The 14,304-nt window shown below is 30.6% G+C and carries 11 protein-coding genes; all 11 read right to left on the reverse strand.

The features are described from left to right. Positions 1–508 precede the first annotated feature (508 nt). The 11 genes from K5V21_RS14810 to K5V21_RS14860 all read right to left on the reverse strand — a co-directional run bounded on the left by K5V21_RS14810 (position 509) and on the right by K5V21_RS14860 (position 14,284). Complete coding sequence (locus K5V21_RS14810) at positions 509–1,225, reverse strand: EAL domain-containing protein (RefSeq protein ID WP_221861945.1); 717 nt, start codon at positions 1,223–1,225, stop codon at positions 509–511. Further along, positions 1,222–1,578 carry a hypothetical protein gene (locus K5V21_RS14815; protein ID WP_221861946.1) on the reverse strand — a complete coding sequence of 119 codons (357 nt, stop codon included), beginning with the start codon at positions 1,576–1,578 and terminating at the stop codon, positions 1,222–1,224. Before K5V21_RS14815 ends, K5V21_RS14810 begins: the two co-directional genes overlap by 4 nt. Before the next feature lie 67 nt (positions 1,579–1,645). Continuing rightward, a complete protein-coding gene (locus K5V21_RS14820) occupies positions 1,646–2,773 on the reverse strand; it encodes a sigma-70 family RNA polymerase sigma factor (RefSeq protein ID WP_221861947.1) in 1,128 nt (375 codons plus the stop codon). 439 nt (positions 2,774–3,212) lie between these two features. Further along, the gene (locus K5V21_RS14825) at positions 3,213–3,587 is read right to left on the reverse strand and encodes a RidA family protein (RefSeq protein ID WP_221861948.1); all 375 of its coding nucleotides are present in this window, start codon (positions 3,585–3,587) and stop codon (positions 3,213–3,215) included. Positions 3,588–3,602: 15 nt separating this feature from the next. Next, positions 3,603–6,164, reverse strand: coding sequence for a selenium-dependent xanthine dehydrogenase (gene xdh / locus K5V21_RS14830; protein WP_221861949.1), 2,562 nt, complete (start codon positions 6,162–6,164; stop codon positions 3,603–3,605). A 3-nt stretch (positions 6,165–6,167) separates the two neighbouring features. Further along, positions 6,168–7,565 (reverse strand): dihydropyrimidinase, encoded by a 1,398-nt coding sequence (gene hydA / locus K5V21_RS14835; RefSeq protein ID WP_221861950.1) that lies wholly within the window; start codon positions 7,563–7,565, stop codon positions 6,168–6,170. Positions 7,566–7,584: 19 nt separating this feature from the next. Then, a complete protein-coding gene (locus K5V21_RS14840) occupies positions 7,585–8,673 on the reverse strand; it encodes a 4Fe-4S binding protein (protein WP_221861951.1) in 1,089 nt (362 codons plus the stop codon). 45 nt (positions 8,674–8,718) lie between these two features. Further along, the gene (locus tag K5V21_RS14845) at positions 8,719–10,131 is read right to left on the reverse strand and encodes a nucleobase:cation symporter-2 family protein (protein ID WP_204593968.1); all 1,413 of its coding nucleotides are present in this window, start codon (positions 10,129–10,131) and stop codon (positions 8,719–8,721) included. 20 nt (positions 10,132–10,151) lie between these two features. Next, positions 10,152–11,480, reverse strand: a complete 1,329-nt coding sequence (ssnA, locus tag K5V21_RS14850) for a putative aminohydrolase SsnA (RefSeq protein ID WP_204593969.1) — start codon at positions 11,478–11,480, stop codon at positions 10,152–10,154. A gap of 11 nt (positions 11,481–11,491) precedes the next feature. Next, positions 11,492–13,081 (reverse strand): N-acyl-D-amino-acid deacylase family protein, encoded by a 1,590-nt coding sequence (locus K5V21_RS14855; protein WP_204593970.1) that lies wholly within the window; start codon positions 13,079–13,081, stop codon positions 11,492–11,494. 15 nt (positions 13,082–13,096) lie between these two features. Next, positions 13,097–14,284, reverse strand: coding sequence for a YgeY family selenium metabolism-linked hydrolase (locus K5V21_RS14860; protein WP_204593971.1), 1,188 nt, complete (start codon positions 14,282–14,284; stop codon positions 13,097–13,099). Positions 14,285–14,304 lie beyond the last annotated feature (20 nt).

Consider the following 14,304-nt stretch of genomic DNA (forward strand, 5'->3'; position numbering starts at 1 on the left):
ATAGATAAGTCCTCAATTGATTAAGTTTCATAAAACATTTATTCTTTAAAACTTAATCAATTTAATTATTTGTAAATTAAATTTGAACAGTTTACTTTTTATTAACATGTTAACATATTCCAGATTGTTAGTTAAATGAAATTTATTGAATTTTGAAAAAACATAAGTATTTAAAAAAATCATGTATTTTTTTGACGATTCGCAAAAAATACATTCCAAATAATAAATTTTATTTAATCGATTAATTTAATCTTATAATATTTTATTAAAAATTTTTTTCTTTATCTAAATTTAATATAAAATTCAAATAATTAATTAAGTGTGTACTTTCTATAAAAGTAAATTTTTATACATTAAATGTACTTTTATTATAAATATTTTATCTATGTACATTAAATTAGACTCTTTTAAATAAAAAAAGGTTCAAAATTTTTTATTTTTTGAACCTTTTTCATTTAAATTATTTTATGTTTATGTACAATTACTATTCACTAACATTTTATTTTAATTATATTATGTTTAATTCACCAATTTTTTTTGGTTTATAAAAATAAAATCCTTGTCCTAAATCGCAATCTAAATTTTTCAAAATTCTATATGTGCTTTCATTCTCAATCCCTTCAGCAACAACCATTTTGTTTGATAAATGTGAACTCTCAATTATTCTTTTAATTGTATCTTTATATTTGTTTATTTCTCTAATCAAAGATTTATCTATTTTTACATAATCAACATCATATTCATATATTAATTCATATTTGTTAAATCCAGCTCCTATATCATCTAATGATACTAAAAAACCCCTATCTTGCAAAAATTTTATTCTTTTTTTTAATAATTGCTTATTTTTTATTTTATATTTTTCTGTTATCTCAAATTCTAATCTATTTAAGTAGTTACTTTTATATTTATAAAATAAATCTTCAATCCACTTTTCAAAAAACTCATCTTCAATCTCTATGCAAGATATATTAATTGAAAAGTTTAATTTTTTATCATTCTCTAAATTTTCTATTATAGAAATAGTTTTATTTATTACTCTATTTGTAATAATTCTCATATCATTTACTTCTCTTGCTAACATAATAATTTTCTCTGTATTTAAAATATTATTATCTTTATCAAAAAATCTTGATAAAGCTTCTAAACTTTCAACTTTATTAGTTTTTAAATGTACTTTTGGCTGATATACTATTTCCATATTTTTTATTCTACTTGGATTCATATAATTTCTCCTATTACTTGAAATACTCTTGCAATATCAAGCAAATTCAAAATATTAATCACAGAATTTATATTATCCTTATATAAGGTAAATTCATTTTTTTCAATTTCAGGCTTTTCATTCGTTAAATTTTCATAATTATCATAAATTAAAAGGTTGAAATCATTAATTAATGCTACCATTTCTATTAATCCAATTAAAAATTCTTCTTTCTTTTCTATAGAATCAATATAATTTCCCTCATAAAATACATTTAAAAATTCAGTATATGTCTTCGTCTTAAAAATCACATTATCATAGCGTACTAAATACACCACATTATCTTTAATAAATCTTTCTTTTTCTAAAACCATAGTCATCTCCTTCTAAATATAAATTTCTATTCATTATTTAGACTACTATATTTAGAAAAAAGTTCATTTATCTCTCAACATTTATAATTCTATATTTTATAGATGTATTTCCCTTGCTATCTTTAGCAATATACTTTATTGTATATTTACCTTGCTTATTTACATCAACCTTTCCAATAACTTTAGAACTTACACTAGCATCTATATCATCTCTAGCATAAACTCCATCAAATTCATTAAATTGCTCTCCAACTTTTATTGTTTTATCATCTGCCCCTAAAATTTCTGGAGGATAATCTTTTTTTATATTAACAATTCTCTCTTTAACAGTTGTATTTCCGTCACTATCTGTTACTGAATACCTAAGTTTTTCATTTATTGTTTTATTTGCTGAATTATCATACATTATATTAATCCTCTTTCCAATATTAATTAAATTTAAACTAATAATGCTTATAAAAAGTATATAAAATATATTAGTAATATTTAATGTTTTACTAAAAATATTTATATTATTTCTCCTAAAGTTAAATCCTCTATTATTTATATTACTTATATTTTTTAGTACTTCATTTATTGGTACTTTATTAAATTCTATTTCTTTTAAAGCAACGAAAATACCTGGGAATGAAATATTATAAGTTTTAACTGAGTCTTTTTCTAAATAATTCTTAATATCAATTCTAGCACTATTTAACCGGCTCTTTACAGTTCCCTCTGAACACTTTAATAAATCAGAAATTTCTTTTATTTTAAGAGAGTTATAATAAAATAATATAATTACTATTCTTTTTTTAGGAGATAATTTATTTATTATCTTTAAAATTTGTACTTTTTCATCCGAATTAACTACTAAATTTTCTGGATTATCCAAAGAGTCTTCCTCTAAATAAGTCTCATAAATTTCTAAGTCATCACCTACTAATAATAATTTTTTATTTTTTCTTATTATATTACTACATTTAGAAATCGCTATCTTATTAATCCAAAAATCGAATTTTGACTTATCTTTTAACTTTGCTATAGATTTATAGATTTGAATAAATACTTCTTGAGTGGCATCTAAAGAATCAGTTTCATTTCTCAATATACTTAAACACAAAAAATAAATTTTATTATAATATTTATTATATATATAATTAAATGAATCACTATCTCCTTTCATAAACTTGTCTATATAGATACTCTTATCCATAATATATCCCCTCTAATCCCCTTCTAATTAATCCAATTTTTTACTATTGAATTTCTTTAACTTTTTAAAGTTTTATCATTTTCTTAAATTGTCCTTATATTCATAAATTTATCAAATTATATTGTTATATACAATAAAAAAGCTAAAAAGTTTATCTTCATCTAAAAAAATGACAAGATTTTCATCTTATCATTTCCACTTTAATTGTATTAAATTTAATAATTACTATATTTTCTTACTCATATTATTTTGTAGATAAATAATATGAAATTAATTTTGAATCTGAAAATCCTAACTCTAAATAATGATTTATATTTTTCTTATATGTTAATTTATAATATTTATTCTTATCTTTTAAAGTATCTTGAGGATTCCCATACGCTCTTGAAAGTAGGAAGCTTATAAAACTCCCTACTTCATATAAATTTATTATTTAATCTTATAATTTAGCTATTACTTCAATTTCAATTGGTGCATCCATTGGAAGTTTAGCAACTTGTACACAGCTTCTTGCTGGTGGATTTTCATTAAAGTATGTTCCATATACTTCATTAACTGCTGCAAAATCATTTAAATCTTTTACAAAAACAGTTGTCTTAAATACTTTATCAAGTGATGCTCCAGCAGCTTCTAATATAGCTTTGCAATTCTCTAGGCTTTGCTTAGTTGCAGCTTTTATTTCAGTTTCTAAAACTTTAGTTTCTGGATTTAATGGTAATTGACCTGAAGTATATACTAAATCTCCTACTATTAATCCTTGTGAGTATGGTCCTATTGCAGCTGGTGCATGTTCTGTATTGATTATTTTTTTCATTTTAATTCCTTCTTTCTATTTCTTTGCTTTTTTATAAAATGTATTTTTAAGTGGCAGTTCAGTTCTAAACTCACCATCTAATTTGTAATACGCTCCTTGTGCAGCGGGTGCTGTTGGAATACAAGTTATTTCTCCAACACCTTTTGCTCCAAAGGATAGCTCCTGAGTATTTTTTTCTATTATTATAGGTTGTATTTCTGGAACTTGAGTTGCTCTTAGAAGTCCAAGTGTACCAAACTTAACCTTTGGTACTGAATTCTCTATAGGATAATCTTCTGTTAACCCATATCCAATACCCATAGCAACTCCACCTTCAATTTGACCTTCTACATTTTTAGGATTTATTGCTCTTCCTACATCATGTGCTGCAACTACTTTGGTAACTTTTCCTTGATCATCTAAAATTACTACTTGTGTAGCAAACCCATATGCAACGTGACTTATTGGATGTTCTTTAGGACTACCCATTTTATCTGTAACACCTAAGTATTCACCATAAAATTCTTGTCCCTCTAATTCCTCTAATGAATGCTCTCTTAAAGCATCTCTAAGTTTCATAGCTGCAACCTTTGTTGCTTCTCCAGTAAATACAGTTTGTCTTGAAGCTGTTGTAGTACCTGAATTTGGAGTTATTTTAGTATCTGGTGATTCGTATACTATTTGTGATGCTGGGATTCCTAGAACTTGTCCAACAATCTGAACAACAACCGTTCCAAGTCCTTGTCCAATACATGCCGCTGATGTTCTTATATGAACTTTTCCATCAATAACTTTAACTTTACATCTACCTGTATCTGGTATACCAACACCAACTCCAGCATTTTTGAATGCACAAGCTATTCCAGCTCTCTTTTCATTAGCATAATAAACACCTCTTACAGCTTCTAAAGTCTCAATTAATGCTGTTCCTTCATCTGCTATTTGTCCATTTGGAAGCACTTCACCTGGTTTTATTGCATTCCTTCTTCTTATTTCAAAAGAATCTATTCCAACCATTTCAGCAAGCTTATTTAGATTACACTCTGTTGCAAAGGCTGATTGTGTAACACCAAACCCTCTAAATGCACCACCTGGTGTGTTATTTGTGTAAAGTGCTTTACCATCTATATCCATATTCTGATAATTATAAGGACCTGCTGCATGAGTACATGCTCTTTGAAGAACCGGTCCTCCAAGAGATGCATAAGCTCCTGTGTCTGCAAGTATTACAGCTTTCATTGCAGTTAACATTCCATTTTCATCACAGGCTGTTGTAAATTCCATATCCATTGCATGTCTTTTAGTATCAACTATAATACTTTCTTGTCTTGGAAGTACCATCTTAACTGGCCTTTTAATAAGATAAGCCAGTAATGCTGTGTGGTGTTGACAGCTCATATCTTCCTTACCACCAAAGCCTCCCCCAACATACTTAGAAATTATTCTAACCTTATTATCATCAAGACCTAAAAGTGATTCTATCTCACGAAGATCATCATATACGCTTTGAGTTCCTGTATAAACTACTATTCCATCACCTTCTGGAACTGCAACTGCACATTCTGGCTCTAAAAATGCATGTTCTGTAAATGGAACCTTGTAGTTGTATGTAACAACATACTTTGAATTTTTTATAGCTTCATCTGCATTTCCTCTTACTAAATGTTCATGAGTTAACAAGTTTCCCTTCTCATGTATCTTTGGCGCATCTTCTGCTAGTGCTTCCTGTGGTGAAGTTACAGGTTTTAATTCCTCATATTCAACCTTTATATGCTTTAAAGCTTCTCTTGCTATTTCTTCTGTTTCTGCTGCAACTAAGGCTAATGCATCTCCAAGATATCTTGTTTCTTCACCAACCTTTATTAATGCAGGGGTATCCTTTTGTATGTGACCTAAATATCTCTCCCCTGGAATATCTTCCGCAGTAACAATCTTAACTACACCTTCAATTTTTTCTGCTTCACTAATATCCATGCTCTTTACTAAAGCTCTTGGATATTTACTTCTAAGTGCGACACCATGTAACATTCCATCTATTCTTATATCATCAGTATATTCAGCTACTCCTAATGTCTTATCTCTAGCATCTACTCTCCCCATTCTTTCTCCAACAAGTCCTTTACAAATAACTTTTGGAACTTCTTTATTTTCTCTAAGGATTTCAGCTGCCATCATAATAGCTTTTTCTATCTTTATATATCCAGTACATCTGCATATATTACCAATTAAAGCTTTCTTAACTTCCTCACTTGTTGGATTTAATGTTCTATTGAAAAGTGCTTTTGCACTAATAACCATACCTGGTATACAGAATCCACATTGAACTGCTCCAGCTTCAGTAAATGCATATGCAAATACATCTCGCTCTCTTTCTGTAAAACCTTCTATAGTTGTTATTTCTTTTCCATTGACCTTTTCAGTTGTAAGTATACATGCTTTTATAGCTTTACCATCAACAATAACCATACATGTTCCACATGCACCTTCAGAGCATCCATTTTTAACTGATGTTATATTGCAATCATCTCTTAAGTATTTAAGAAGCTTTTTATTTTCATCTACAACTTTATTTTCACCGTTAAGAATAAATTCAAACATACCTTATCTCCTCTCATAACTCCATTTATTTCTTGAGATATATTGGCCAGTTGGCTCTTTTCCTATGAATTCTCCATCCTTAACCAACTCTTTTCCTCTTAAAAACACCCTTTTTATTTTTCCATTACTTTCAAACCCTTCATAAGGAGTATAATCAACCTCTTGTATACTATTTTCAAAACTAATAGTATCTTTATATCCATCTTCTATTATTAATAAATCAGCATCACTGCCTACCTTAATCTCACCCTTTTTAGGATATAACCCAAATATTTTTGCTGGATTAGTAGATGTTAGCTTAACCATTTCATTTAAAGATATTATTTTATCTTTTACTCCATAGCTAAAAATCAATTCCATTCTATGCTGAACACTTGGTATTCCATTAGGTATCTTGGAGAAATCTATCTTTGCATTTTCTCTCTTATCTTTATAATTAAATGAGCAATGATCTGTTGCAATTGTATCTATTTCACCTAATTTAATTCCTTCCCATAAAGCATTATTATCTTCTCTACTTCTAAGAGGTGGTGACATAACGTATTTAGATCCCTCTAACCCGTCATCTCCTTTAAGCTCATAAAAATCTTTATTTAACAAAAGATAATGAGGGCATGTTTCAACAAAAATCTTAACTCCTTCTCGTCTAGCTTTTATTACAGCATCCAATGACATTTTAGAACTTAGATGTACTATAAACACCGGGTAATTAATTTTTCTAGCTATTTTTATTAAAGTATTCACTGCTTCATATTCAACCTCGGAGGATCTTGAGGCTTCATGATACTTTACAGCAGATTTACCTTTACTTATTAAATCATTTATATTTTTTATAATTTCATCTCCATTTTCGCAATGGAATGAAATAAGTGCTCCAAGTTCTTTTGACTTTTTTAGTGCTTGTTCAATCTCTTCTTCATTTACTTGAAGAGTATCTTTATATGCCATATACATCTTAAAGGATGTTATACCTTGCTTTACCATTTCCTCCATTTCAGATTCAACTTCTTTATTCCATTCACACAATGTCATATGGAATCCGTAATCTGAATAACATTTTCCTTTTGTCTTCTCTTTATAAGTTTCTAATGCATCACTTAATTTTTCACCTCTATGACAGTTTACAAAATCTATAATAGTTGTAGTACCGCCAGCAATCGCTGACTTGGTACCACTTTTAAAATCATCAGATGTTTTTATATTTGGTAGTTCTAGATCAAAATGAGTATGGGCATCAATCCCACCTGGAAGTATGTAGCTTCCTTTTAAATCTATTATTTCATCTCCATCTTTTTCTACAGATAATCCTATAGATTCAATTTTTTCTCCGTCAATTCTTAAATCACTTCTTACTGTCTTTTCGCTGGTTACTATATAACATCCCTTTAGTACTGTTCCCATAACTCATCCTCCTCTTTTACTATTTATATTGAATTGATAATGCATGTTTTGGGCATCTTGTTACACATAATCCACATCCAAAGCATTTATACTTATCTATTACAAGTTCTTCTCCAACTTCAATTGCATCATATACACAACTTACTTTGCATTGTCCACATTTTATACAAGCATCTTGATCAACTTGTGGAGCAATCGCTTCTGTTCTAAATGTTCTATCTTCCATTTTCTTATGAGCTAGTCCAATTATTTCATTAACATCCTTATATCCGTGGCTATCTAAGAATTCATCTAACTCTTTAGCAATCTTTCCATATACTTTAGGTCCTTTTAAAATAGCTTCAGTACAAACTTCAACTGCTGTAGCTCCTGCCATTAACATTTCAGCTGCATCTCTTCCGCAAGTTACTCCACCAACACCTATTATTGGAATATTAACAGCTTGTGCTGCATCATATATATTTCTTATAGCAACTGGTCTTACTGGTGATCCTGATAACCATCCGTATCCAGTTTTACTTCCCATTATTGGATATCCTGATTCAACATCTATTGCCATACATGGTCCAAGAGAATTAATCATTACAAGACCATCTGCTCCTGCTTCTTCTAAAGCTTTTGCTATCTTTTGAATATCTGTATGTGGGCTCATTTTCATAAATACTGGACAATCTAATGCAGCTTTTGCAGCTTTCATAGCTTCAACTATTGGTGTTACATCAGTTCCAACATAGTGAGTTGATAATTCAACGGCATCAGCATAAGGCTTAACAAGTGGAGCAACAATTTTTATTTGATCTGCTGTATATCCCATACTTACTATCATAGGAACTCCAGCTGACTTAGCTTTTTTATACTCTTCTTCTATCCATTGTTCTTTTGGTAGCTCTGACCAAAGCTCTGTATTTAAAAATCCTGAATTTGTTTTTCCCATACATGGTCTTGGTACTGGAGCTGGATCTACTGAAATAGTTTTTGTAACTAATCCACCTGCTCCTCCTTTTACTGCTTCAATACAAAGATCTCCATCTTTTGCTCCTGGGCCTGCTGCTGTAAATATTGGATTATTAAATTTCATTCCTAAAATGTTAACGTTTAATTTTGACATAACACACACTCTCCTCTAAGTTAAAATTATAATTCATCTTTAATTTTATTTATTTCCTTGCATAACTAATTTCTCTTGATCGACTTCTTCTTCAATTTCTTTTATATCTTCTTCTAAAGTTTCTGGCATTGGTTCTTTACTGCCTAAAACATTGAAGAATATATTAAGTATTACAGCTGATAAACTTCCTGTTGTAATACCACTATCAAATATTGTTTCTACCCATGATGGGAAGTTATGATAAAATCCTGGATTTGCAAGTGGTATCATTGCAAGTCCAACACTTACGGCCACTATTACACAGTTCTTGTTACCATCAAATTGAACTTTTCCTAAAGTTCTTATTCCTCCAACTAAAACCATTCCAAACATTGCAAATCCAACTCCACCAAGTACTTGCTTTGGAATTGCTCCTATAATTGCAGCAAACTTAGGTACAAAACTTAATGCTAAAAGTATTATTCCTGCATATACAGCAACAAATCTTGATTTAATACCTGTTAAGCCTACTAAACCTGTATTTTGAGCAAATGGAGTAATTGGGAATGTATTAAAGAATCCTGCAAATAATGTTGATATTCCATCGGCTGTTAAGCCTTTTCTTATGTTATCTTCAGTAACTTCTTTATCAGTCATTTCATGAATAGCAATCATATTTCCAACTGATTCAGTCATTAAAACTAGCATTATTAATACCATTGAAAGTACCGCTGATGGATCAAAAGTTGGCATTCCAAATTCTAAAGGAACATTTATACTAAACCACCCGGCACTACTTACTGCACTAAAATCAGCCATTCCAAATACCATTGCAATTATTGTTCCTATAACTATTGCAAATAAAATCGCAGCACTATTCCATATACCTTTTAAGTATTTAAACAATAGTAATGTTATTACTAATACAGCCATTGAAAGAGCTAAGTCTTTTGGTTCTACTGCTTGTACCTTGCTATTAGTTATCCATTTTATACCTACTGGCATTATGGATATACCAATTACTAATACAACAGTACCTGTAACAACTTTTGGGAAAAACTTTATTAGTTTACCAAATATCGGAGCAATTATTAAACAAAATAACCCTGCTGCAATAACAGCTCCAAATACATTTGTCATTGCTAAATCTTTGCCACCAGATGTACCTGCAATTATTGCAAGTATTCCTGAAACAGCAGCAAAGCTTGTACCTTCTATTATTGGTATCTTAGCTCCTGCAAGTTTTTTTATTCCCATTGTTTGAATTAGTGTTCCTATACCAGCCATAAAAAGACCAGCACTTATAAGAAATACTATTTCTGTATGATTAAGACCTGCCGCTTCCCCTACCATAAGTGGAACTGCAACAGCTCCTGCACACATTGCCATAACATGTTGAAGTGAAAATATCCAAGCTTTTGAAAATGGTATTTTTTCATCCACTGGAGCTACATTTTCGTTTTCATTCTCCTCTCTCATAACACACACAAATCCTTTCGCTAGATTCTATTCCATAACTTGCTACAAACCATCCTAGATTCAGCTAAAATCTCATCTTCATTTACATTAAGAGGCTTACCGTCTTTAACTAAAACATTTCCATTAACTATAGTCGTATCCACAGATTTACCCATCATTCCAAATAGAATGTGTGAATTATAATTGATTCCATTCATCGGTGTTAATGGATTATAATCTACTACTATCACATCTCCTACTGCACCTTTTTCAATTATTCCAAAAGTTCCATCAAAGTGTTTCTCTGCAATTTTTCTATTATTTTTAAATAGCATCATTGGAGTTTCACCCCAAGCTACTGATGGATCTTTTAAATGATGTTTATGAATTATATTTGCAACTTTCATTGATTCAAACATATCTGATGTATAACCATCTGTTCCAAGTCCAACAGTTATACCTTTTTCTATAAGTTTAATAGCTGGTGATACTCCAACTGCATTACCCATATTAGATTCTGGGTTATGAACAACTGTTGTACCAGTTTTTAGAATTATATCTTGTTCATTATCATCTGCATGAATACAATGAACTGCGATTGTCTTTTCCCCTAATATATTGAATTTATTTAATCTTTCTACTACTCTCATCTGATGTTCTTTTATGCATTTTTCTTCATCTGCTAATCCTTCTGCAACATGAATATGATATCCACAGTCTAATCCATCTGTTGCTTTTGCACACTTTTCTAATGATCTATCTGAAAGTGTAAAACTAGCATGCATTCCAAACATTCCAGATTTCATATTGCTATTGCTTTCCTTGCAATGCTTTATGTAATCTACATTTTCTTTTATACCCTCTATTAAAGCTCTTTCTCCATCTCTATCAGATACTTCATAACAAAGTGAAGTTCTTATTCCAAGCTCTTCTGCTACCTTTCCTATAGTAAACAGACTTCCTTCAATTGCATTAGGACTTGCGTGGTGATCAAAAAATGTTGTAACACCGTACTTTAAGCTGTCCATTAATGTGCTATATGCACTGTATTTTATATCCTCAAGAGATAAATTCTTATCAAGTCTCCACCATAAATTATTTAATATATCTAAGAAATCCTTTGATGTAGGTCCATCTAAATTCATTCCTCTTGCAAAAGCACTATAAATATGACCATGTGTATTTATAAGTCCTGGCATTATAACCTTATCCTTTGCATCTATATACTCACTCTTTTTATACTTTTCTAATATGTCTTTAGTATTACCATAGTCTACTATCTTTCCATCCTCTATAGCCACAGCTCCATTTTCTATAAATGGAATTTCTTTGTTTTGAGTTACTAACCTTCCATTACCTACTACTAACACACAAATTCCCCCTATTTTTTTCTTAATACCTTACCTGCTTTTATCTTTTTATACTCCCCATTATCTATTACTACTTGACCATTTATGATTACATAATTTATTCCCTCTGGGAATTTAATTGGATCTTCAAAAGTTCCAATATCCTTAACTTCATCCTTATTAAACAAAACTATATCTGCGAAGCATCCTTCCTTAAGAAGTCCTCTATCTTTTATGCCAAATGCGCTAGCTGCTTTACTTGTCATTTTCATAACTCCTTCTTCAAGAGTTAACACACCAAGATCTCTTACAAATCTTCCAAGTATTCTTGGGAATGATCCATAAGCTCTAGGATGGGGTCTTCCAGCTAAAAGTCCATCAGTACATACATTTTGTTCTGCAAGTTTCATAAATTTGATTATATGTTCTTCCATTCCATAATAATCAACCATTCCTACTGCATTTTCTTCTTCAAGTAAAAGATCAAATGTTGCATTGTAAGGATCTTTGCCTCTAAGCTTTCCAAGTTCTATTAAGTTTTTACCTATTGCATCTTCATTTTTCTTATTTCTAACTGAAGTTACATATATGGCATCAAGTCCAGCAAAGTCAACAAAGTTGTCCCAGCCTTCAATCCCATGTTCCATATCATAAATCATCTTCTCTCGCATCTCTTCTGATGCAAGTCTTTCCATAAGCTTATCTGTTCCTCCATCATGAGCCCATGGTGGTAATATAACACCAAGCATTGTGCTTCCTGCTGCATATGGATATTGGTCAAAAGTAACTCTTATACCTTTTTTCTTAGCTTCATTAAATAATTCAATTACTTCATCAATATACTTCCAGTTCTTCTTACCACATACTTTAAAGTGTGAGAAGTGAACTCTTACCCCTGACTTTTCTCCTATCTCAATTATTTCCTTCATTGAAGATATAATAGTATCTGCTTCACTTCTTTGATGTACTACAAATACTCCATCAAACTCTGCAACAACTTTACACATTTCTATAAGTTCTTCAGTGTGAGAATAAGCACAAGGCATATATATAAGACCTGTTGATAATCCATATGCTCCAGCTTCCATCTCTCTTCTTGTGATTTCACACATCTTCTTTATATCTTCTTTAGTTGCGGGAACATTTCCGAGTCCAAGAACTTCCATTCTTACATTTCCATGAGGTACTAAGTATGCTTCATTTAAACCTACCCCATTGTTTTCCATCATTTTTAAATAGTTATCAGTTATCTCATATTCCCAGTCAATCTCATCTGACTCACCATCTAATCCTGCTATATTTTTTCTCCAAGGTGAGATATATTTTTTTGGCAATGGTGCCATTGATATTCCATCTTGTCCTAATAATTCTGTAGTAATTCCTTGTCTAATCTTTATTTCATTAAATGGATTTTCTAATATCTTAAGGTCACTGTGTGAGTGAGTGTCAATAAAGCCTGGGGCTATAACTAAGCCCCTAGCATCTATTGTTCTATCTATATTATCTTCACAAATTTCATGTCCTATTTTTTTAATCCTCTCATCACAGATCAAGATATCTCCAATGTATCCTTTATTGCCACTTCCATCAGCTATAAAACCATTTTTTATTAATATCTTCATCCTAAAAACCACCTTTTATTTGTTATAAACAGATTCTAATATTCCATAATATCCTTCTGCTCCAGTGAATAATTGATCTAATTCTATATATTCATCAATTGTATGAGCTAAATTTTCTTTTGATGGTCCAAAACCAATTGTTCTTATTCCTGCTTCTCCGGCATAATGTGAACCATTTGTGCAGAATGAGTATTGAGTTATTTCTGGATTTATACCAGCACGTTTTAATCCATTAAATGCAGCTTGTACAAATTCATCATCTTCACTATATAGCCAAGCTGGGAAGAATCTTTCACCTTCAATTACCTCTCCTGTATAACAAGTTTCTCTACCTATTGCATATGAAACCTTAGCATTAAGCTCTTTATCTTCTTTCATAAGATCATCTACTATCTTTTTAATTGGAGCTAAAACGCCTTCTTTAGTTTCACCAACTAAAAGTCTTCTATCAAAAGTAGCTCTGCAGTAATCTGGGACTACAGATGCACCAGGATATGGTGATGATTTTATATCAGTTAATACAAGAATTCCTTTTCCAAGTACATCATGTACAGGAGTTTCTATATCTTGAATCTTTTCAATAATCTTTGACATCTTATATACTGCATTTATTCCCTTTTCTGGATTAGCTGAATGAGCTGGTTTTCCGAAAGTTTCAATAACTATTTCTGCTCTTCCTCTTTGTCCAATCTTTAAATTTAATTCTGAAGATTCACCAATAACCACATAATCTGGCTTAACAGCTTCACTTATCTTTCTAGCTGATACTCCTTCAAATATTTCTTCATGAACTACACCTGCAACAAATATATCTCCTGCAAAATCCTTTTTAAAATCTTCTGCAAAGTAAGCTGCTGCTGCTATCATAGCTGATGTTTGTCCCTTCATGTCTGAAGCTCCTCTACCATATATCTTTCCATCAACTATTTCTGCTCCAAATGGTGCATGAGTCCACTTTGAATCATCTGGTACTGGAACAGTATCAATATGTCCATCAAAAAGTATTGTTTTTCCTGGTTTACTACCTTTTATATGTCCAATTACATTTCCATAACTATCTACAAAACATTCATCGTATCCTAATGCTTTAAATTCCTTCTTTATTGCTTCTACTACTTTACCTTCTTCACCTGAAACTGATTGATTTCTGATTAATTCTTGGCATAATTTAGTTAAAGTTTCTTTTCTTTGATTATTAAGCATTTCTTTATTCCTCCTATAAA

Source organism: Clostridium sardiniense (genome assembly GCF_019753795.1).
GTDB classification, from domain to species: domain Bacteria; phylum Bacillota; class Clostridia; order Clostridiales; family Clostridiaceae; genus Clostridium; species Clostridium sardiniense.